The 21,116-nt window shown below is 61.0% G+C and carries 21 protein-coding genes; 9 read left to right on the top strand and 12 right to left on the bottom strand.

Annotated features, from left to right (window positions below; translation table 11 throughout):
• Window positions 1-122: 122 nt before the first annotated feature.
• On the bottom strand, window positions 123-1,139 hold the full coding sequence (gene cobT, locus AC1D2R_RS04950; protein ID WP_477965317.1) for a nicotinate-nucleotide--dimethylbenzimidazole phosphoribosyltransferase: 1,017 nt from the start codon (window positions 1,137-1,139) through the stop codon (window positions 123-125).
• 137 nt (window positions 1,140-1,276) lie between these two features.
• Between cobT and AC1D2R_RS04955 the strand changes: the two genes are divergently transcribed.
• Genes AC1D2R_RS04955 through AC1D2R_RS04965 form a run of 3 tightly spaced genes read left to right on the top strand, consistent with a single transcriptional unit; the run spans window position 1,277 to window position 2,992 of the window.
• Window positions 1,277-2,059, top strand: coding sequence for an adenosylcobinamide-GDP ribazoletransferase (locus tag AC1D2R_RS04955; protein WP_477965319.1), 783 nt, complete (start codon window positions 1,277-1,279; stop codon window positions 2,057-2,059).
• A 19-nt stretch (window positions 2,060-2,078) separates the two neighbouring features.
• Complete coding sequence (locus AC1D2R_RS04960; RefSeq protein ID WP_477965321.1) at window positions 2,079-2,294, top strand: DUF1289 domain-containing protein; 216 nt, start codon at window positions 2,079-2,081, stop codon at window positions 2,292-2,294.
• Window positions 2,291-2,992: a TIGR02281 family clan AA aspartic protease gene (locus AC1D2R_RS04965; protein ID WP_477965323.1), complete on the top strand. Its 702-nt coding sequence runs from the start codon at window positions 2,291-2,293 to the stop codon at window positions 2,990-2,992. The genes AC1D2R_RS04960 and AC1D2R_RS04965 overlap by 4 nt, the downstream gene beginning before the upstream one ends.
• 23 nt (window positions 2,993-3,015) lie before the next feature.
• On the opposite strand, the gene AC1D2R_RS04970 is transcribed toward AC1D2R_RS04965, so the two are convergent.
• Both AC1D2R_RS04970 and AC1D2R_RS04975 read right to left on the bottom strand, forming a co-directional pair.
• Window positions 3,016-4,554, bottom strand: coding sequence for a gamma-glutamyltransferase family protein (locus tag AC1D2R_RS04970; protein ID WP_477965409.1), 1,539 nt, complete (start codon window positions 4,552-4,554; stop codon window positions 3,016-3,018).
• Between the two features lie 26 nt (window positions 4,555-4,580).
• Window positions 4,581-5,837, bottom strand: a complete 1,257-nt coding sequence (locus AC1D2R_RS04975) for an amidohydrolase family protein (protein WP_477965325.1) — start codon at window positions 5,835-5,837, stop codon at window positions 4,581-4,583.
• A gap of 488 nt (window positions 5,838-6,325) precedes the next feature.
• Between AC1D2R_RS04975 and AC1D2R_RS04980 the strand changes: the two genes are divergently transcribed.
• Window positions 6,326-6,457, top strand: a complete 132-nt coding sequence (locus AC1D2R_RS04980; protein ID WP_477965327.1) for a hypothetical protein — start codon at window positions 6,326-6,328, stop codon at window positions 6,455-6,457.
• Between the two features lie 84 nt (window positions 6,458-6,541).
• Here the strand turns inward: AC1D2R_RS04980 and AC1D2R_RS04985 are convergent, their stop codons facing one another.
• From AC1D2R_RS04985 to AC1D2R_RS05020, 8 genes are all read right to left on the bottom strand, one after another.
• Window positions 6,542-7,303, bottom strand: coding sequence for an ABC transporter permease (locus tag AC1D2R_RS04985; RefSeq protein WP_477965329.1), 762 nt, complete (start codon window positions 7,301-7,303; stop codon window positions 6,542-6,544).
• Entirely contained in the window at window positions 7,300-8,226 is a 927-nt protein-coding gene (locus tag AC1D2R_RS04990; RefSeq protein ID WP_477965331.1) for an ABC transporter ATP-binding protein, read from the bottom strand. The genes AC1D2R_RS04985 and AC1D2R_RS04990 overlap by 4 nt, the downstream gene beginning before the upstream one ends.
• 463 nt (window positions 8,227-8,689) lie before the next feature.
• A complete protein-coding gene (locus AC1D2R_RS04995) occupies window positions 8,690-10,000 on the bottom strand; it encodes an extensin-like domain-containing protein (RefSeq protein WP_477965333.1) in 1,311 nt (436 codons plus the stop codon).
• A gap of 223 nt (window positions 10,001-10,223) precedes the next feature.
• Complete coding sequence (locus AC1D2R_RS05000; RefSeq protein WP_477965335.1) at window positions 10,224-10,934, bottom strand: TfuA-like protein; 711 nt, start codon at window positions 10,932-10,934, stop codon at window positions 10,224-10,226.
• A gap of 41 nt (window positions 10,935-10,975) precedes the next feature.
• Complete coding sequence (locus tag AC1D2R_RS05005; RefSeq protein ID WP_477965337.1) at window positions 10,976-12,382, bottom strand: pyridoxal phosphate-dependent decarboxylase family protein; 1,407 nt, start codon at window positions 12,380-12,382, stop codon at window positions 10,976-10,978.
• Window positions 12,383-12,567: 185 nt separating this feature from the next.
• Window positions 12,568-12,807: a hypothetical protein gene (locus AC1D2R_RS05010; protein WP_477965339.1), complete on the bottom strand. Its 240-nt coding sequence runs from the start codon at window positions 12,805-12,807 to the stop codon at window positions 12,568-12,570.
• A gap of 441 nt (window positions 12,808-13,248) precedes the next feature.
• Entirely contained in the window at window positions 13,249-14,910 is a 1,662-nt protein-coding gene (locus AC1D2R_RS05015; RefSeq protein WP_477965341.1) for an alpha/beta hydrolase, read from the bottom strand.
• A 335-nt stretch (window positions 14,911-15,245) separates the two neighbouring features.
• Window positions 15,246-17,063, bottom strand: coding sequence for a methyl-accepting chemotaxis protein (locus AC1D2R_RS05020; RefSeq protein ID WP_477965343.1), 1,818 nt, complete (start codon window positions 17,061-17,063; stop codon window positions 15,246-15,248).
• 364 nt (window positions 17,064-17,427) lie between these two features.
• On the opposite strand from AC1D2R_RS05020, the gene AC1D2R_RS05025 reads away from it, so the two are divergent.
• The 5 genes from AC1D2R_RS05025 (at window position 17,428) to AC1D2R_RS05045 (ending at window position 20,174) form a co-directional block, all read left to right on the top strand.
• Window positions 17,428-18,225 carry an adenylate/guanylate cyclase domain-containing protein gene (locus AC1D2R_RS05025; RefSeq protein ID WP_477965345.1) on the top strand — a complete coding sequence of 266 codons (798 nt, stop codon included), beginning with the start codon at window positions 17,428-17,430 and terminating at the stop codon, window positions 18,223-18,225.
• Window positions 18,226-18,341: 116 nt separating this feature from the next.
• Window positions 18,342-18,728 carry an acyl-CoA thioesterase gene (locus tag AC1D2R_RS05030; protein WP_477965347.1) on the top strand — a complete coding sequence of 129 codons (387 nt, stop codon included), beginning with the start codon at window positions 18,342-18,344 and terminating at the stop codon, window positions 18,726-18,728.
• Between the two features lie 4 nt (window positions 18,729-18,732).
• Window positions 18,733-19,320 (top strand): hypothetical protein, encoded by a 588-nt coding sequence (locus AC1D2R_RS05035; RefSeq protein WP_477965349.1) that lies wholly within the window; start codon window positions 18,733-18,735, stop codon window positions 19,318-19,320.
• Between the two features lie 82 nt (window positions 19,321-19,402).
• A complete protein-coding gene (locus AC1D2R_RS05040) occupies window positions 19,403-19,849 on the top strand; it encodes an SRPBCC family protein (RefSeq protein ID WP_477965351.1) in 447 nt (148 codons plus the stop codon).
• The gene (locus AC1D2R_RS05045; RefSeq protein WP_477965353.1) at window positions 19,836-20,174 is read left to right on the top strand and encodes an ArsR/SmtB family transcription factor; all 339 of its coding nucleotides are present in this window, start codon (window positions 19,836-19,838) and stop codon (window positions 20,172-20,174) included. Before AC1D2R_RS05040 ends, AC1D2R_RS05045 begins: the two co-directional genes overlap by 14 nt.
• A 388-nt stretch (window positions 20,175-20,562) precedes the next feature.
• Here the strand turns inward: AC1D2R_RS05045 and AC1D2R_RS05050 are convergent, their stop codons facing one another.
• Entirely contained in the window at window positions 20,563-20,916 is a 354-nt protein-coding gene (locus AC1D2R_RS05050) for a DMT family protein (RefSeq protein ID WP_477965355.1), read from the bottom strand.
• Between the last annotated feature and the right edge of the window lie 200 nt (window positions 20,917-21,116).

Genomic DNA, 21,116 nt, shown 5'->3' on the forward strand with positions numbered 1-21,116 from the left:
AGTGCCCTCGTCGTCAGGTAGACGGCGGTCGCGTCACAGCCGCCATGTATCAGAAAATGCGAATACCGGTTCCCGGTCCCCGCCGCAAGACTCTGTCATAAACCTGTCACGAACCTGAACGCTCAGTGTTTGTTCGTAACACCCGCCTGCGCAAACGTCGCCATGCCGGAATGGCATGCTGCCGCAGCCTTGACGATGCCTGCGGCAAGCGCTGCGCCCGTTCCCTCGCCGAGCCGCATGCCTAGCGACAGAAGCGGAGTCTTGCCGAGCATCTCGATCGCGCGCAAGTGGCCCGGCTCCCCCGATACATGGCCGATCAGGCAATGATCGAGCGCGGACGGGTTTGCCACCTTCAGAATCGCCGCAGCAGCAGTTGCGACGTAACCGTCGATCAGTACCGGAATGCGTTCGACACGCGCGGCAAGGATCGCGCCAGCCATGGCCGCAATTTCGCGACCGCCGAGCCGGCGCATGATTTCCAGGGGATCGTCGAGATGGTCGCTATGCAGCGCGACCGCCTTTTCGACCGCAGCGATCTTGCGCTCAAGCATCTCGCCTTCCGAACCCGTGCCCGGACCCACCCAGTCCCGCGCCGAACCGCCATAGAGTGCATAGTTGATCGCAGCCGCAATGGTCGTATTGCCGATACCCATCTCGCCGATGCACAGAAGATCGGTGCCGCCGGCAATCGCCTCCATGCCAAATGCCATCGTCGCCGCGCAGTCACGCTCGGAGAGCGCCGGCTCCTCGGTGATGTCCCCGGTCGGATAATCGAGCGCCAGATCGAACACCTTGAGCCCGAGGTCGTAGGCAGCGCAGATCTGGTTGATCGCAGCGCCGCCCGCAGCAAAGTTCTCGACCATCTGCTGCGTCACAGCGGGCGGAAAGGGCGTGATTCCCTGCTTGGTGACACCGTGGTTCCCGGCGAAGATAGCGACAAGGGGACGGTTGACTGCAGGCGTCCTGCCCGTCCAGGCGGCAAGCCAGAAAGCAATTTCCTCGAGGCGGCCAAGCGCACCTGGTGGCTTCGTCAATTGCGCGTCGCGCTCGCGTGCGACCACCAGCGCCCTAGCATCCGGGCCTGGCAGATCGCGCAGAAGTGCCCGGAAATCGTCGAACGGCAGGCCTGAAACGCTCATGGGTACGGCTTCCTTGTTTTGTCAGTAACTTGTCTTTTGGCTGCAAATCAGCTTCTTTCGTCGCCACTCTCTTAAAGGCAGCGACGGAGGCGAACAACTCCAAAAGCGTTGCGTATTGTCGCGGGGTCGGGCGCAGCATGAATATCGGAAACTATGCCTTGGACGTTGCCCGCGCCGTCGCGTTCCTCAGCCGCATTCCCATGCCGCCCGCAGCGTTCGCCGGGTTCAACGGCAAGCTTGATCGTGTCGCGCGCGCATTTCCCGTCGCCGGCATTCTCATCGGCCTCTTGCCGGCCATTGTCCTCTACGTGATGCTCCTCGTTCATGCCGACCGGTTGATGTCTGCCCTTGTTGCGCTTGCGGTTCAGGCAGCCGTCACCGGCGCGTTGCACGAAGACGGGCTGGCAGATTGTGCCGACGGCATCGGCGGCGGACGCAACCGCGACCACAGCCTGACGATCATGAAGGACAGTCGCATCGGCACCTATGGTGCGATTGCGCTGATCCTGTCCTTCGCCATTCGCGCTGCCGCAATTACCGCCATTGCCCGCGGCGCACCATCCTTTGCCGCGGCGCTGGCGCTGCCGGCAGTCGCCTGCATCAGCCGCAGTGCGCTCGTCTGGCACTGGCACAGATTGGCACCCGCAAAAATCGATGGGGTTGCGGCCGCAGCGGGGAAGCCGAGCGAAAGTGTGATGCAGACGGCACTGGTCTCCGGCTGCGTTCTTGCCGCTCTGCTGCTCTGGCCCGGCCTCGGCCTTCTACCGCTTGTCTGCAGCCTTCTGGCAGCAGGCCTAGCGGTGATGGCATTCACGACGCTGATCCGAAAGAAACTGAACGGCCAGACCGGCGACACGCTCGGCGCGGCAGCACAGATTTCCGAGACGGCAGCGCTTTGCGCCCTTGCCATGGCATTGTGAAACCTCGATATAGTTTTTCATGCAAACACCCTGCATTGACGTGTGCTCCATCGATTCTGCCAGCGGCCTCTGTGCAGGCTGTGGCCGTACGATTGAAGAAATCAGCGGCTGGATGTCGTTTTCCGACGAGAAACGGCAGCATCTGATGGCCGTTTTGCCGGCTCGGTTGCAGTCGAACGACTTAATGGCCTGCAGCCTGTCCACAACCGTCAAGACGGCGGAGCAGACCGCATGACGCGCCTGACCATTCTCCTAGGCGTTCTCGGTCTCGGCCTTGCAGTTCTCATCTTCAACAGCGAGAGCCCTCGGGTGCTCGGCATGCGGACCGACGATTTCGGCCGCGTCGTCTATTTGTTGCCCATAGCGCTGATGCTGGCGGCGGGCATATGGGGGCGCCGTATCAGCGTCGGCGAAACCCTGCGCCACCTGATGATTTGGCTGGTGCTAATACTCGGACTTGCCACCGCCTATGTCTACCGGCAGGAAGCGCTCGGCGTGGGCAACCGCCTGCTCGCCGGCCTCGTTCCCGGCCGCGGCGTCGTCGTGACCACGAGCGAAGGCGGCGAGGAAGTGATCCTGCACAAGCTCATGAACGGCCATTTCGAGGCTGATGTCCAGATCAACGGACAAACCATCTCGATGCTCGTGGATACCGGGGCCAGCATGGTCGCACTGTCGCGCTACGACGCCGAGCGTGTCGGCATCATCCCCGAGAACCTGACCTATTCCATGAGCGTGATGACAGCCAACGGCCGCGCCCGGGCTGCACCCGTGACGCTGTCCGAGGTGGCGATCGGCCCTATCGTGCGCAACAATGTCAATGCAAGCGTTGCCGAGGACGGCAAACTCGACCAAAGCCTGCTCGGCATGAGCTTTCTCTCGACGCTGGGCTCGCTGCAGATGCAGACTGACGAGCTGAGAATGCGCGACTAGACAGATCCGTGCAAACAGCAATGCTAGCTGATCCCGACCGCCACGCCGTCGCTGCGCGGATCGTTCGCACCGTCCATGTTACCGCTGCCATCGATCCGGATAACCCCCGCCTGGCCGGCGAGCGGGCTTCTGGCCGCAATCGGGCTGACCTCGTGGCCCAGTGCTTTTAGCCCGGCAACCGTCGAGAGAGCGGCATCCCCTTCGATCTTCAGCGTGTCGCGGCTGTCCGAAAAGGTCTTGCCGAGCAAGAAGCGAGGCATCTGTAGTGCTTGCTCCGGCGCGTAGCCGTGGTCCAGAAGCAGGCTCAGGATCACCGATAGCGTTTGCGGTTGCCCGTCGGCGCCCTGCGTGCCGTAAAGCAGATGTGGCTTGCCGTCCTTCAGTGCAATGCCGGGATTAAGCGTGTAGAACGGCCGCTTGCCCGGCCGAAGCCGATTTGGGTGGCCCTCGATCAGGTTGAACGCGCCGCCGCGATTCTGCCAGAGAATGCCGGTGTCACCGGCAACGACGCCGCTGCCCCAATCGTAGTAGGTGCTCTGCAGAACACTCGCGCAGCGCCCCTGGCTGTCTGCCGCTGCAAAGAAGACCGTGTCGCCAGTCCGGAAGGGCTGCGGCCAGGCAAGCGCAGCGGCCATGTCGATTTCCGCCGCCTGTGCCGTCAGATGTTCGTCCGAGAGCCAGCGTTCGACCGGAACCCCCGCCTCGTCAGGATCGCCAATGCTGTTGCGATCGCGAAAAGCGCGTTTGATCGCCTCTACGCAGCAGTGATAATATTCCGGGCTCCCCGCCGGATAGCGACGCGCACCCAACCGATCGAGAATGCCCATGGTCTGCAGCGTCGTTACGCCCTGCGTCGGCGGCGGTGGGGCCAGCAGCTCCATCTCGCCGTAGTCGAGGCTGAGGGGCGGAACGCTTCTGGTGCGCGTGTCGGCAAGATCGCCGGCGGTAATGGGGGCACCGACTGCCGCCAGCCCGGCCGCGATCCTGTCGCCAAGCGCGCCGTCGTAGAATTCGCGCGTCCCATGGCGCGCGATGCTCTCCAGGCTGCACGCAAGTGCAGCTTGGCGGAATATGCCGTCTCTCAAGTCTCCCGGCGCGAAGAGTTTGGCAAAGCCCGGCCAATGGATCGCCTCGTCCATACGGAAATCGAGCCAGAACGCCTGCGACGCCGCCATTCGAAACCCATCGCGCGCATAGCCGATCGCCGGTTCCAGAAGTCGTGCGAGGCTTGCTGTTCCCTGCCAATTGGCAGCGGAATACTCCCGCGCTGCGCCCCAGCTGTCGACCGCGCATGCCGTCGTCAGCGCCGACATTGGACCACGCTCTGAAATGCTTGCAATCCGATCGGCACTCGCCGCGGCCTGACCGATCCCAAGCAGGCAATTACGCCGGCCCTCGTTGTCCGCCAGCATCCAGACCGCATCGCCGCCGATCCCGCAGAAATGCGGATAGGTGACAGACAGCACGGCCGCCACGGCAATTGCCGCCTCGACCGCGTTGCCGCCCTCGCGAAGAACCGCGGCCCCCGCCTCCGTCGCCAGCCCATGCGGGCTGGTCACCATGGCGCGCGCGGACGAGGATACAGCAGTCATTGCAGATCTTCCGGAATGTCAGACGTCGCTTGCGGGCGGTAGAGCTCGGCGCGTGGCCGCGAGAATGTCTTGCGCCCCTTTTTCCACCCCGCAACGACCGGCGCGATCGAACGGATCGCATCCGACGCGCTTGGCGCATCAATCAGCACAATATCCGCGTTGGCGCCCACCGCAAGTCCGTAAGGTGCCCGCAGTTGCCGCGCCGCCTCCGTCGTCACCATGGCGAACACCGCGTCCATTTCGGCGTCGCGGGCAAGATGCGCAAGGTTGGCATAGAGGTTGGCGACACGCCCGAGCGAGCAGTCGCCGAACGGTGTGAAGGGATTGAGAATGTTGTTGCTGGCCAGGCTGACGCGCACGCCATGTCCCAAAAGCACCGACCCGGGCGCCAGACCCCGCGGCGCAAGCCGGGGATGTCCCCGGCCGGTGAGAAACAGATCCGTCGCGGGCAGGATCGTCACCGCGATCCCCGCCTCCGCCAGCTGCACCGCCGCAACGCGCAGCGCCTCCGGCGTCATCGACGAAAGCTTTGTCACATGCCCGACCGAGACGCGGCCCTGGTAACCGTGCCGGATTGTCTCGCAGGCAATCTTCGGCAGGATCGAGCCTTCCGGATCGAGATCGAAATCGGCGTGGAAATCGACGTCGACATCGTATCGTCGCGCCAGCTCGAAGATCGCCTCGACATGCGCATTCGGATCGGGATCAGTATAGGGACAACCGCCGACGAGCTGCGCGCCTCTCTCCAGCGCCCGGGCCAGCATCCCCGCCGTTTCCGGCTCGTTGGTGATGCCCTCCTGCGCAAAGGCGCAGAGCTCCATGTCGATAGCCCAGGCGTAATCGCGCGCCAGCCTCTGCAGCGCATCGAACGAACGATGCCCGGCTCGCGGATCGACCTCGACGAAGCTGCGCATCCGCGTCGTGCCCTGCAGGATGGCCCTTTCGACCGCGCGCGCCGCGCGCTCATAGACATCGGCTTCGGTGAAGGCCGCCTTCGCCCTCGCCGTCAGCTGGATCGCCTCTCCAAGCGTGCCCTCGCAGATCGGGCATCGGTCGAGGATCATCGCCTTGTCGAGATGGATGTGGCTCTCGACGAAACCGCCGAAGGCAAACAGTCCCTCCCCATCTTCGCGCAGCCCTTCAAAGGCAAGCGAATTGCCTATCGCCCCGATCCGACCATTCGCAACAATGATATCGACGAGCTCGGTTTCGATCCCGATCCGTACGTTTGAAATAATGAAATTGGAAGACAATGTGGGGAACCGGTGTCAAGGCTGGAGGGCTGCGCCTAGCCCGCGATATAACTAAGCATATAGCGCGATGCTGATCCCGCAAGACGGGGAGATGGCAACACCCTTGCTCTTCCAACGCAACACTACGCCCTACCCGGCGCGACTTGGCTGACCCGCAGGCTGCCGCTCTCACACCACGGGCCTCCCAATTCAGATTGTGATAAATAATGCACCTAGAAGGGCAGAAATTGAGCCTATAATGACCTTCAGACACGTCAGGTGATGATTGCCGCCGCATTTGTGGCGTTTGGAATACCCGGCATCGCAAGCGCGGAATCAGACACAAGCCTGTCGAAGCAGGGCTATGCCGTCGGCAAGCTTGGACAGGGAAAGTCCAGGAGCCTGGGCTGTGTGTTGTCAAAAGGCAGGAAAATGTTCTTTTGCCGCCCAATGCCAGCTTGGCAATTGTCAGTAGCGAGGAGCTAGACAGCTTCACCTCGAGCGGACGAATGGTCAAAGTGGATCGCGCAGTCTTCGAGGCCGCTATCAGGGGGCCGGATCCGTCGATCCCCATGCTGTCGGATCTGCAGGCAGGTCGGACGAAACCGGCGGACGTGGGCACCTGCGGCGCGCTCGGCTGACGAACGCGTCGCATTCGTAGCGAACGTCGCCTGCATCATTCCGCGGGTCAGGGTGGCACGCTCGATGGCGCCGCCCGCTCGAACCTAGTTTCGTAGCCGGTAGCCCGTCTTGAACATCCATCCGAGCATACCGAGGCAGATCGCCAGAAAGATCGTGATCATGCCGAGGCTGACCAGCGGATTGACGTCGGCGATACCGAAGAAGCTCCATCGGAAACCGCTGACCAGATAAAGAACGGGATTGAAATGGCTGACCGCCTGCCAGAACGGAGGCAACATGTTGATCGAGTAGAAGCTACCGCCGAGGAAGGTGAGCGGCGGCACGACGAGCATAGGGATGAGGTTCAGCTGCTCGAAATTGGTTGCCCAGATACCGATCATGAAGCCGAACAGGCTGAAGGTGATCGCCGTAAGCAGGAAAAACAGGACCATCATGAAGGGATGCTCGATCCTGACGTCGACGAAAACGGTCGCCGTCACGAGGATGATGACGCCGATCATCAGACCCTTCGTCGCCGCTGCTCCAACATAGCCGAGCAGGATTTCGGTCATGGCAACCGGAGCCGATAGCACCTCGTAGATCGTTCCCGTGAATTTCGGAAAATAGATGCCGAAGGAACCATTGCTGATGCATTGGCCCAGCAGCGTCAGCATGATCAGGCCCGGCGTGATGAACGCCCCGTATGAAACGCCCTCCACTTCCTGAATGCGCGAGCCCACCGCCGCACCGAACACGATAAAATAGAGTGATGTCGAAATGACAGGCGAGACGACGCTCTGCAACAACGTGCGGCGCGTGCGCGCCATCTCGAAATAATAGATCGACTTGATGGCCTCGAAATTCATTTCGCCCCTCCCACGAGTGCCACGAAGATATCCTCCAGCGAGCTCTGCTGCGTGGAAAGATCCTTGAAGTGAATGTTGTGCTCGCCAAGCCGTGTCAGCAGCGTCGCGATGCTCAGTTGCTCGTCCTGCGCATCGAAATCGTAGACCAGCCTCCTGCCGTCGGCGGCGAGCGAAAGCCCGTTGCCTGCAAAGTTGTTCGGCAGCGTCTCAAGAGGCTCGGTGAGCTCGAGGATCAACTGCTTGCGGCCAAGCTTCGCCATCAGCGCCGACTTGTCCTCGACTAACAGCAACTCCCCGCCATTGATGACGCCGACGCGGTCGGCGATCTCTTCGGCCTCCTCGATGTAGTGCGTCGTCAGTATGATCGTGACGCCCACCTCTCGCAGATTTTCCACGACCTGCCACATATCCTTTCGCAACGCCACGTCGACTCCCGCCGTCGGCTCGTCGAGGAAGAGGATCTCAGGCTCGTGGCTCAGCGCCTTGGCTATCAGCACCCGCCGCTTCATGCCGCCGGACAGCTGCCGCAGCGTATTATCCCTCTTGTCCCACAGCGACAGATCGCGCAGCACTTTTTCGATATGGGCCGGATTAGGCCTCTTGCCATGCAGGCCGCGCGAGAAGCTTACGGTGTTCCACACCGTCTCGAACTGATCGGTCGTCAATTCCTGCGGCACGAGGCCGATCATCGCCCGTGTCGCCCTGAAGTCCTTTACAACATCGTGTCCGCCGACCAGGACGGTGCCGCCGCTTGGGTTGGCAATGCCGCAGACGATCGAGATCATTGTCGTCTTTCCCGCGCCGTTGGGCCCGAGCAGCGCCAGGATCTCGCCCTTCTCGACATCGAGGTCGATGCCCTTCAGTGCCTGAAATCCGTTGGCATAGATTTTCGTGAGATTGCGGATGGAAATAATCGGGGCCATGCAGGACTCTTGCAAATTCGCGGGCGGGTTGGGCCGCTATATAGCCGCTTTAGCAAAGTTTGACATCCCAACGCCTGTGAACAGAGCATTCATTTGCCTGAAAACCGCCGTACTGGAAAAAAGGTTCCGGCAGACTCGGGGGTCCGTCACGTCATCAAGCGTTGACATTCGTGGAGTACAAGGCTTGCGGGACAGGCAGCAATCTCCGAACCGCCGCCCCGTCGGAGCAGTGCAAGGCGACCTCATTGCGCCTCGTCTGCCATCCCTAAGCGTGAGAGCGTTGCTGCGTGCCGATTGTGCAACGCCGAAGCGGACCGGTCCTTCTGTCAGTCCGGTCGCCCTTCCCTTCGCCGGCCATCGCGCCGGCCTTCCTTTGTCCGTTCCTCGCAGCTCGCACAGGCGTACTACGCTTATCGGCAAATGCCATGCACGGCCGGCGTCAGCCGTCACCGACCAGGGCCGATCAATCGCAATAGGCCCTGCCGCTCTGTCGTGATCGGAGGTCGAAGTGAAAATGGTTCCAGTGTTCCGGATTGCTGCCCGGGCCGAGCACCGTATTGAAATATTTGCAGCTGTCGTTGCGAACCGCCTGCAGCAGCCGACCTTCGCGGAAGGAGAAAAGACCCTTCTTGCGCACGTCGATCTCGTGGCCGCTCTTCAACACGAACTTGCCGACATCGATCGCGTTGCCGCGCGCATGTTCCGACATCGGATTGTATTTCTGGCGGCTGTTGTTCATGCGCCGGCAGCTGTAGCCGCCGAGCGGCTGGATGGTTCTAATTCCCGACCAGTAGCGAAAGCGGGCGGACGGGGCCAATTCGTTCTTCACCCACTTGGCAAAGGCAAGCGTCACCTGGCAGTTCAGCGTTACAGCCGGCTTCACGCCGATATTGCCGGACAGACCCTGCAACGAGATCGGATAGGGCACCTGGCAAGCGGGCCCCTGGGAAATCGCTGGCTTGTCGGCATAGACGACGCCCATGCGCTTCAGCTCGCGCCGGCAGGCAAGTTCCGCGGCAGGCATGACACTGGGATCGACCGGCGTCGGCTGGCTCATCATCGGATTGCCTGGCCGAAGCATGGCGACTTCATGCGGCTCGTTCTCCTCGGGCACGCGCGAGGGAGCCACGACGGCGCTTCCATCACCCCAGACTGGAGCCTGCCTCACGGCGGCCTCACTCGCCGGACGAGGGACGTGTGAACGGTTGAGCTGCGTCGGGGTGTCCGTACCGATGCCGTCGACGACCGGCTGGTCGGACTGGCCCTCGGCAATCTGCTGCTGCTGTTCCTGCGCGAGACCGACGACAGGCTCGGCGCCAAGCTCCGCATCCATGTTGACGCCCTCGGAAGGTACGGCAAGGGCCTGCGTTCCGCCCCAGTTTTGCGGCGGCTGCCCTTGCAGGCCGCCCGCAGCGCCGCGTGCCCCGGCCGAGGCTTCGTCGCTGTCAATGCGCGGCAACTGCCCGGACTGGGCCGCGGATGCCTGCATCGTCTGGGCGGAATGTCCTGTGCCTGCCAGATTGGGTGTATCCAGATAGTCTGCAGACTGCTCGGCACCGTTCACTGGCTGGCTGGACACCGGGTAAGCCTGCTGCGCCTCGGTTGCCGGCATGCGAACCGGTGCGGCAGAGCGCTTCGCCGGAGAGATCGAACCGACCCTCGTTCCACTATCCACGGTGCCCGGCGGAACGAGCCCATCCGTCGAGCACGTCGTCAGCGCCGTTGAAAGCAGCACCGGCAGCACGTAGGGCCGCAGAATGGAAAAAAACGCCATACTCTCATCGCTTCCGCAGACGGCAGTGACCAAACACTTCATTCGAAATTTAGTAAAAAACGGTGAATGAAAGCTTACCCGAGGTCAGGCTGCAGAACCCGAGCTCGCAAAGGACCGGTTGTAGCTCGATCTTCTGCAAGTAAAACAAAATGAGAGGATGGCATCAGGGACTGCGTCAGCGCCAGATTTGCGGGCCGACACCCGCCAAGACACCTATTGCAAGTCAGGGCGCCGAGGTCACCGACTTCCAGAAGTCGGTGACCTCAAACGTCCAATTGAAATCGGCGACAAACCGGCGATCCGGCATCCTTGTCAGGGTCTCGATCAGCATCAGCGCGTCGTTCAGCTTCAGGTTGACCCTATTTGCCCGCAAGTTCGTCAGCACCGCGCATGCGCGATCGGCGTCCTGAACAGCCGAACTTACCAGGTGCCTGTAGGTACGATCCTTGAAGAAGATCTGCTTTGCCGCGTGCTGAAGCTCATCGTGCTCCGCGTCCGTTATTAGAGAGAGTTGCAAACATCGCGAAATCGTCGCGCGGACATTCACGAGCGGTTCGCTGAGCGGCAGGAAGTTCATCTCGGCCGGCGCGTGCGCCTGGGCGACATCTGAGTCATTTTCCATCAAGCCCCTCGCAAAGTCGCGATAAATCTCTCCGACGCCAATCATCCCGAACACAGCACATTCCGCCGCCCTCAGCGCTCCCATGCTCGCGGCTCCCAGAATGTGAACCCCTTCTGAAAGCCCGAACAAGATTTCCTTGTGCCATATGGCGGGGACATACTCGTAAATCCCGTCAATGAGCCCGATGACGTTGGCACCCTCCTTGATTGCTCTATATACGTCGCCCTGTCTCGCGGGCGGGCGAAGTTGATAGCCTGGGCTTGGCGATAGGTTCGCACCATAGAGTGTCGGCCCAGCAAAGATCACTTTCATCTTGGTCGCAATAGCCCCCGTTCACCACCTGGTCATGCACCCTAAGCAGACTGCCTCGCAGCCCGGTAGGCGGCGATGATCGTGTCCGCGCTCCTTGTTGCTTCGTTCAGATCCGTCTGGTGGTTGGTCACCGAAAGCCGCAGGACCTGCCGACCGCGCCACGTTGCACCGCCTGCAAACAAATCACCCTGCCGCTGCAGCGCGCCAATCGTTCGCTGCGTCAGATCATCCCCCCGCTCGGCTGGAAGATCCGCGCCGAAAAGCACGATGATCTGGTTCAGGACGACCTCGTTGGCAACGACGATCCCGGGCTCCCGAGAAAGTGTCGTGGCCAACACGGCGGCCGACGTGCAGCAGCGTTCCACCAACGCCTCGATGCCACTGCGCCCCAGATGCTTAATCATCGCCCAGGTCGCGAAGCCGCGCGCGCGCCGTGATAGTTCCGGCACGTAGTGTGAGGGATCGCGCTCACCCTCGCTCGCCAACGGCAGATAGCTGGCGGCGATGGTCATGGCCCGGCGATGCGCCAACTCGTCCTTTACAATCGCATAGCCGCAGTCATACGGCGTCTGCAGCCATTTGTGACCATCCGTCGCCCAACTGTCGGCAAGTTCGATGCCATGTGTCAAATGACGCCGTTTGGGCGACGCCTGCGCCCAGAGCCCGAACGCGCCGTCGACGTGCACCCAAGCGCCTGCAGCGCGCGCGCACGGAATGATTGTCGCGAAGTCGTCGCAGGCGCCAGTATTGATTTGTCCTGCCTGCAGGATGACGATGGAAGGGCCGCGCACGTTCGCAATCGCCTCCGAGAAGGCCGACGGAAGAACTCGCCCCTGGTCGTCTGTCGGGACCCGCGCGACACGATCGTGACCGAGCCCAAGAAACTGCAATGCCGAAAAGACTGTCGTATGCGCATCGTCCCCGATCAGGACGGTGATCGCAGGTGCTCCGAACAATCCCTGGGCATCTGCATCCCAGTTCATCCGCCTCAACACCTCCCCACGGGCAGCCGCTAGGCAGGTGAAATTCGCGACCGTCGCACCGGTGACGAAACCCAGCGAACTCTCCGGTGGGAGGCCAAGGATATCGAGCAGCCAGCTGCCGGCAACCGTTTCCACGGCCGCGGCTGATGGCGTTGCGACATGGTTGCCGGCATTCTGGCCCCATGCGCTGGTCAGGAAGTCCGCGGCCACGCCCATCGGGTGCGAACCGCCGATCACCCACCCGAAGAACCGCGGACCCGCCATGAGGTGAAGTCCGGGCTCAGCCTTGGCGACAAGATCGTCAAGCACATTCGACATCGGCATCGGCTGCGCGGGAACGTCCTGCGTGAAAGCGGCAAGAGCGGATGCGTAGTCCCGCTCCGGCCGGTGGGGACGATCGCCGACGGACTCGCGAAAGCGCGCTGCATGCCCGGCTGCCTTTGAAAACAGTTCCTTTATGCTCACGGCATGTGCCTCCCGGCGAAACTGGACCGCTTCGCCACACGCGATGTCGGACGGCTTGAGTTTACGTCGGGACGCAAAAATGCGCAACGCAACCCTACGCTGGCCATTCAGCAATCTGGGTGGCGTGCAAGGAGATTTGAAGAGCCGCGCCGGGACGATCCCACGCGACGGCGATGCGCCGAGCGTCAGATTGCGCTGCGCAAGACGGTGCCGGCGGGCGCGTCTTTCTTGACCTGCCGAGCAGGACCGCCCCCGGTGCCGTAGATTTCATTCATAATCTTGGCAACCTCAACGGCATATCCCTGGGTCAATCCATGAAGTATCTGGCCGCCGAAGGTGGCCGGTTCGTCCGTCTGGTTGTCCCAGACAATCCACATATCGAGTGGATCGCAAATGATATCGTAACGCGGATTGAAGCTATTCATTGGTTTAACGCCTTCACTACTCCACCCGCTTACGTTGCGCGCACTTAACACACTCTTGCGGTAGCCACCAAGTTAGTACAGGCGAATTCTTGTATTTGTCTGAATCAATCGGCATGAACTCGGCCCGATGCCCTCACAATCGTCGTGGCCTTATCGAGGCGGGACACTGCCCGTCACAATCCGGTCGGTTTTCGAAATTTCCATCTGTGGCCAGTTGGATGCCGCCTCCGTCGCAGGTCGGCTGCCGATCGCAAGAATTGTGATCAGGCCGGCTACGATGGCAGAAAGAAGCAAGCCGCTATATGTCATTGTTCGAGCCTCAAAAGATGTGGTTACCCAGCCACTGCGGCGCAAACTGATGCGTGAGCCTTAACGAAAGCCCAACAGGCGTGGTTAACGCATGCGATAGTCCCGTTTGTGAACAGAATGGGCGGACTGAAATCAGTCATGCCGCTCGATCGCGGCGCCGATGTCCGCGAAATGCCGCTTGAGTTCGTCGATCTGCGGGGGCTCGATAACAGGCGCGGTGACCGCCACCCAGCCGTCGATATAATGTTGCGGCGCATAGACATGGCCGTAACCCATCGGCGAGGTCGTCGCGATCATCATATCGAACAACAGTTGCAGCATCGTCAGTGCCGGGAACCATCGGAGGCTCGCCGTAACGTCAGGGCCTCGCGGCGTCCACATCCACGCCGGTTCGCGATAGAAGGAGTGAGCGTCGAAGAACGTCACGGCATCGCTAGCATACTGCAGATAGACGATCCGGATTGGTCCCCAGGTTGCGCCGGGAATTTCGAGCTGGTTTTCCTGGTTGGTGAAGCGGATAATCGAATTGTCGCGGAATTTCGGCAGCCAGGCGGGCGAACGCGGGTCCCTGCCCGCCGTGACGGCCCTCCACGTCGCGCTCTCGAATGGCGGACCGCTCCAGAGGGCACCTTGAAAGGGGTCGGAGATGACATCGAAGAGATCCGCCGATATCTGCGAGTTGAGCGCGCCGAGACTGAGGCCGTGCAGATAGAGCTTCGGACGCTTGTCGTGCGGCAAGGTCGTCCAGTAGCCATACACCTCGCGGAACAGCGCCTTTGCGGACGCCGAGCCGTACTCCGGCTCCACCAGCAGCGACAGCCAACTCGACAGATAGGAATACTGCAGCGCCACGCTGGCGACATCGCCGCGATGCAGGTACTCCAGCGGGTTCATTGCAGCAGGATCGACCCACCCGGTACCGGTCGGGACGATGATAACGAGGATCGAACGGTCGAACGCGCCGTCGCGCTGCAACTCCCTAAGAGCGAGTTTCGCCCGCGCCTCGATCGTATCGGCATTGTTCAGGCCGACATAGACGCGGATGGGATCCAGGGCCTCGCCTTTCCAGAACGCGCTGATATCGGACGCCTTCGGTCCGGAAGCGATGAAATTCCTGCCCTGTCGGCCAAGGCCGTTCCATGCGACCAGCGAAGACGCACTGCCTGTCTTTACAGGATCGCTCGGCCTCGGAACATCGTCGTCCAGCAATGCGTCCACCTTCTGGAAGGACGAATCGATGACATGCAAAGCGCCTCGCAGAAGAACGCCCTCGACGACCGACCAGAAGAGGATGATCGCGATCAGACCTCCGACGACGTTCGATACGCGTCGCGGCACAAAACGCGACAACCAGTCCGACAGCCACAGAACGGTCAATCGGAACAGCCGCCCGAGAAGCACCATGGCCAAGAAAACCGCGGCCGCGACTGCCGCGAGCTTGTAGGGCTCGGCACTATCGAGACGTTCCATGTGCCAGAGATCGTGGATCGAATTCTGCCAGCCTGCCACCTGCCACAAGAAGACGACCGAGAGCACTAGGCCGCACACGACGACCGCTGCCTTCACCACCTTTGGCGGGGTCCGTGGAGCGGGGAACTGCAGATACCTCCAAAGTGAGGTGAGCACGACCCCAAAAAAATAGCCGACCGCCGCACTGACCCCGGACAGCGCACCCTGCACCAGAAACGACCGCGGCATCAGGCTTGGCGTCAGGGACGCCGCAAAGAACACAAAGCCCAAGGCCAGCCCGACGACAGAAAGGGAAGCGATGAGGCTCAATACGACGCGTTTCATGCTGTTCCCTCGTTCAGATGACACCCACCAATCCTTCGCCGGGCGGCAAGGCCAGAATTCAATGAGGTGGACCCTGCTGGCCCCGGTTAGGCAGGCCAGGAAATGACGGCGTTGAAATCCTTGGAATGTCCGGGGCTGACAGCGACAGATGTAAATGCTCGTGACGGACACCTCGAAGGGCCAAAGGCACTACCAGCCAGGCACTTAAAAGCCGCATCCACGCCCTCATTTAAATAGCTCGCTGTCAGCTTACTACTAGAAGGCGAAAATTCAAGTGATGCTGGTATGGCAACGCGGCCGGTTGTAGTCCGGCCGCAGAGATCACGTATTTGCCCTTAGGCTGCTCGGCTGAGCCGCTGACCGGCTGGCCGGTCGTCCTTCAGGCTAAAATTCGACAACAGCCCGCGCAACTGGTCGCTCTCTTCGGCCAGCGTCTGGCTGGCGGCGGTCGTCTCCTCGACCATGGCGGCGTTCTGTTGCGTCATCTGGTCCATCTGGTTGACGGAGGTGTTGATCTCGTTGAGACCGTTCGCCTGCTCGCGGGCAGCTGTTGCAATCGAGCTGACGTGGCTGTTGACGCGGTTGACCAGTTCCTCGATCTCCACCAGCGCCTCGCCGGTCGAGCGCACGAGCGTGACGCCGCCTTCAACCTCCCGTGCCGAGTTGCTGATCAGCGTCTTGATCTCCTTGGCGGCATTAGCGGAACGCTGCGCCAGTTCGCGCACCTCCTGCGCCACGACCGCAAATCCGCGGCCCGCTTCGCCGGCACGCGCCGCCTCCACGCCGGCGTTGAGCGCCAAAAGGTTCGTCTGGAAGGCGATCTCGTCGATCACGCCGATGATCTGGCTGATGCGGTTCGAGGAATCCTCGATCCGGTTCATGGCGGCCACTGCGTTGCGGACGATCTCTCCCGATTTGCCGGCGCTTGCCTTGGTCTCGGACACCATCTCGCGGGCCTCGCCGGCGCGTTCGGATGCCGTCTTCACGGTCGCGGTGATCTCGTCGAGGGCGGCCGCCGTCTCCTCGAGAGCCGCCGCCTGCTGTTCGGTGCGCTTGGACAGGTTATTGGTCGCCTCGCTGATATCGCCGGCACTGTTGTTGACGATCCGGGTCGATTCCGCGATCGCCTGAATGACGCCGTTCAGCGCTTCGACAGCGGTGTTGAAATCGGAGCGAAGCTTGGAATAGTCATGACCGATATCGTCGATAGCAACCGTCAGGTCGCCGGCGGCAAGCCTCTCCAGCCCGGCGCCGAGCGCCTGGATCGCGAAATTCTGCCGGTCGGCAGCCGAACGCCAGCTCGCCTCATTGCCGCGGCGCTCATCCTCGATCTGCAGCTGCTGCCGGCTTTCGCGATCCCGCATCACGGCCCGCTCGTGCACCGAGTCGCGCAAGACGAGAAGGGACTTTGCCATCGCCCCGATCTCGTCGCGACGATCGTGATCGACAATCTCGACCGCGTCCCTTTCCTCTGCAATGGCGTTCATCGCCCCCTTCAGTCGTGCGATCGGCGCGGTGACACTGCGCACGATCCCGAAGGCGACGGACAGAATGACGACTGCGCCGACAAGGCAGGCCAGCGCCGCCCAGAGCGCGTTCTGCCAATAAAGCGCTGCGAGATCGTCGGCATAAACGCCGGTACCCACAATCCAGCCCCAGGCCTCGAAGCCGACGACGTGCGAGTATTTCAGGACCGGCTCGGCCGCACCCGGCTTCGGCCAGTAATAGTCGACGAAGCCTTGCCCGCTCTTCTTCACCGTATTGGCAAATTCGACGAAGATGAACTTGCCGTTTGGATCCTTGTTCTGCGACAGATCCGTGCCGTTCAGCTCGGGCTTGATCGGATGCATGATCATTGTCGGATGCATGTCGTTGATCCAGAAATAGCCGCTGCCGCCATAGCGCATCGCCGAGATGACCTCCTTGGCCGCCGTCTGCGCCTGCTCCCGCGTCATCGCCCCCGACTGTTCCACCTTGTAGTACTTCTGGAAGATGGCCATTGCGATCGCATCCATCTGCGCCAGACCACTCTTGCGCTCGTTCTCGAGCTTGGAATGCGAGTAGTTGAGGAAGAAGCCTATCGTGAGAATGAGGATGGCGAGCGCCATTCCCACGAGAGTGTAGAGGCGGGTAGAAATCTTCACGTTACGCATGGAGCCCCAGAAGTTCTGAATTTGATAATAGTCAAATATTGCTATGTGCTTATTACCGGACAGTGAACTTCAATTAGCGGCGCCTCACATAACGTGGCGTCTGAAAGCGCTCGGCGGCAGCTTAAAAGATTGGTCAAATTGAATATTTTCGCCATAAACCATCCTTACCGGACAATATCGACTTGGACTTTAGTTGCAGTTCTGGTCGAGGATCGGCGCTGCGTTGATCTACAGTACTGGCTCAATCTTACTTACTTGCAGGCATCAGGAGTTGCAAAAAGCCAACGAATATTAGAAGATTCTGAAATCCATCGCAGCTTCTCAAGCGGAACGGACTGCAGAGCATGACGAGAGCTTTGATCTCATGAGGCCAACCGACAGCAGCAGCGCCAGCATCTGCCTGGGTTGCTGGGACCAGATGCATATTCCCATTCCCATCCGTGGCCCGCTCGCCCTGCCGTTCCGTGCATTCGGCGTCACCCGCAGCAAGATGAATCCGAATATCTGCACGATTTGCGAACGTGCCTTTCGCTACGTCAAGAAGCAGCGCCACGTTACGTCCCGCGCAACGATCCTGTTTGCTGACATAAGAGGCTTTACCGGCCTGTCGGAGCGGATAGATCCGGTCAAACTGAGCGAGATCGTCAGCGTGTTCCATGACAGGTGCGCCGAGGCGATCTGGGCCCACGACGGTATCGTAAATAAACAGATGGGCGACGGTTTGATGGCGATCTTCAACTTTCCGATCAAGATAGAGGATCACGCCGGCGCGGCCGTCAGGGCAGCGCTCGACATCCAGCGGCACTGCACAGCGGCCCTCGACAGTGTGAACTCCAACCTCGACGGTGTCACGGGTCATGCCCTCGGCGTCGGTGTCGGCATACATACCGGCGACGTCGAGATCGGCGAATTCTCTAGTTTTCGCAGCGATTTCACCGCAATAGGGGGCGCGGTCAATCTTGCTGCGAGGCTCGAGTCCCAAGCGGCCATCGGCGAGATCCTGGTGTCGACTGCGACGGTCGCGGATGCGTCCGGTCTCCTGATCGGCACAGACGCGCGCCTCCTTCAACTGAAGGGCATAGAGCAGCCCGTGCAGGCACGCGTCCTGTCCAGAACCGATCCAGCAGGTTCTACACCAACGCCCCCGGCCAGACAGCCTTGAATCACACTGAGGTCGAAGTGCTGCTCACTTTGTCACCATCCCCAATTTCGGTTTGCAGGCTTATGCGCTAGGTTCCGTCGGAATCGCCCTATGTACCGCTGAAAACAGGAGCCTCTATGACCGAAGACGCCAAGCCGAAGGGCACGTTGACACTCAGGACGATGGCGATGCCTGCCGATGCCAATCCGGCCGGCGATATCTTCGGCGGCTGGGTCATGGCCCAGATGGACCTTGCCTCCGGCATCTCTGCCGCCGAACGAGCCAAGGGGCGCGTCGTCACGGCCGCCGTCAAGGAAATGGCCTTCGCGCTTCCGGTCAAGATCGGCGACACGCTCTCCGTCTTCACCGACATCGAACGCGTTGGGCGAACCTCGATCACGCTCTGTGTGGAGGCTTGGGCAACCCGCGCCCGCTACAACAATATGGAAAGGGTCACCGCAGGCACATTCATCATGGTCGCGCTCGACGAAAATGGGCAGCCCACACCGGTGCCTGCGGAGTAAGACCATGGAGCCGGTCGCCTCGCCGGAGGTCTTCCTCCACATCAAGGTCGTGATGGGGATGGTGATTTCACTCAGCCTGGCGCGCCTGCTCACGGGCATCGCCGGCATCGTGCAGCATCCGGCCAGGGGCAAGGTCTATCCGGTGCATCTCGGCTGGGCGCTGTCGATGTTTCTGTTCATCATCCACATCTGGTGGTGGGAATATCGCGTACAGGCAATCCCTGTCCTGCATTTCGGCGTCTATCTCTTCCTGGTTTGCTTCTGCAGCCTGTTCTTCCTTCTCTGTTCCCTGCTGTTTCCCGCATCGCTCGACGATTACGGAGGTTACGAGGAATATTTCATTTCCCGACGTGGCTGGTTTTTCGGCACGCTTGCCCTCACCTATGCGATCGATATCGCCGACACAGCGATCAAAGGGCGGGACCACATCCTGTCGCTGGGCTGGGAATACCCTGCCCGCAACCTCGTTTACGTCCTCCTCTGCGTCATCGCTGCCTGGACGGCCAACCGCCGCTTCCACGCGTTCTTCGTTGCCTTGAATCTCGTCTATCAAATTAGCTTCATCTTCCGCCTATACGACGTGCTGGGATGAGGCCGCCAGCTGAAAAGGCAACTTTTAGGTTGCCTATTTGAGCAAGTCATGCGATAAAAAGGGCAACCACGAGGTTGCCGATATGTCCGATCGCATCGAGAAGTCAATTGAACTGAATGCCCCTGTCGAGCGCGTCTGGAAGGCGATCACCGACCATCGCGAATTTGGCGAATGGTTCCGCGTCCGGTTAGACGGGCCCTTCGTCCCCGGCGAGGTGTCATCGGGCTACATCACCTACCCAGGCTTCGAGCACATCCGCTGGCAGGCCACCGTCAAGCGCATGGATGAACCCGACCTGTTCTCTTTCACGTGGAAGCCCTACGCTATCGACCACAATGTCGATTACTCCAGGGAGACACCGACACTCGTCGAGTTTCGCCTGGAACCGACGCCGCAGGGCACCCGCCTCACGGTGACCGAGTCCGGCTTTGAGAACGTCCCGGCTTATCGCCGCGTCGAAGCCTTCCGCATGAACGAAGGCGGTTGGGCCGAACAGGTGAGAAACATCAAGGCCCATGTGGAACGCTGATTTCGCAGCCCGAAGTGAAAGTGCCGCCACGCTGTTCGCGGCGCTTGGCGACCCGACACGCCTGTCGTTGCTGACAACCCTCAGTGACGGGCACGAACGATCGATCGCCGGCCTGTCCGGCGGCAGCGAGCTGACCCGCCAGGCAATCACCAAACACCTGCGTGTGCTCGAACAGGCAGGGCTTGTTCACAGTACAAGGGTCGGACGCGAGAGCCACTATGTCTTCCGTCCCGAACAGATCGATAGGATGCGGGCCTATCTCGATACCGTCTCAGGGCAATGGGACAACGCGCTGGGTCGGCTCCAGTCCCTCGTCGAGCGATGACCGGTCGCCGTCACGCCAGAAGAAACTGCGATCTCTTGTCGAAGGCCACCCGGGAAAGATTCTCGCCGTGAGACCGTCCGCCGTAACATCGAACTGCCGGTAGAGCATCGCGGCCGCATGAGGCGACAGCACGGCCTGCATCAGTCTGGCGTTGGAATCCTGCTGAAATGCCTGTTAGGCCTGCTTCTGGAGCAGCTTGAGCTGCTGGCGCCGTACCTGGTCGTGGTGGGCGCTTTGGCGCAAGTCCCGCAGCCTGGTCTGCAGATCGGCAATCTCGCACGTCGTTGCGCGATGCCGCCACTAGTTCTATGACATACTTGAATACTGTGCTCCACCAGCTTCCGACGCCGTCCCCGTTCAGCCCCTCCTGCCGACCGGATCGGCGCCTTCAGCCGCGAAAGATGAAGGACGCGCCGATTGCAATCAGAGCGAATCCGATCGCGTGATTCCAGGTCAAGCTCTCGCCGAGCCAAAAGACCGAGAAGCCGGAAAAGACCAACAGCGTGATCACTTCCTGCATCGTCTTCAGCTGTGCGGTCGAGTAGACCTCCGAGCCGATGCGGTTCGCGGGCACCGCCAGGCAGTATTCGAAGAACGCGATCGCCCAACTGACCACGATGGCGATGAAAATCGCCGTACCCTTGTGTTTCAGGTGCCCGTACCAGGCAAATGTCATGAAGACGTTGGAGGCAAGCAGCATGACGACCGGCCAGATGGCGGCAGGGCTAAGGGCGAAGGGCATGGACGATTCCTGAGAGTTGACGCTGGCGCCACCATGTACCGCCAAATCCAAAGGCTTCAAGTGGCCCCACAGCGGCCGATGCGCTTGTGTCGTCTTTTAGGAAAGCACGCACTCAGCCGACAACCGCGATCAGTAGCTGCTTCCGATATCTCCATCGCGATATGCATTCATAGACGGCGCGGGCACATCGGGACTATTGC

This window comes from Rhizobium sp. P1_C7, from assembly GCF_056406295.1.